Below are 261 nucleotides of genomic sequence, written 5' to 3'. Positions count from 1 at the left end.
TCCGGCAAGGTGCTGCAGGCGCTCGGCGCGGTGATCCCGGAGCTGTGGGGCGGTTCGGCCGACCTGGCCGGTTCGAACAACACGACGATCGACAAGACGTCGTCGTTCTTGCCGGCGGGCAACCCGTTGGCGGAGGCGCAGCCGTACGGCCGCACGATCCATTTCGGTATCCGTGAGCATTCGATGGCCGCGGAGATGAACGGCATCGCGCTGCACGGCAACACCCGTATCTACGGCGGCACGTTCCTGGTCTTCTCGGAC

At 66.3% G+C, this 261-nt stretch carries 1 pseudogene; it reads left to right on the top strand.

From position 1 onward, the window contains the following. Window positions 1–261: pseudogene (locus ADK57_RS19305) on the top strand (transketolase); the annotation flags it as partial.

Source organism: Streptomyces sp. MMG1533 (genome assembly GCF_001279775.1).
Classification (GTDB): Bacteria; Actinomycetota; Actinomycetes; order Streptomycetales; family Streptomycetaceae; genus Streptomyces.
Note: the sequence above shows the minus strand (reverse complement) of the source record. Positions and strands in the feature narration are given on the sequence as shown.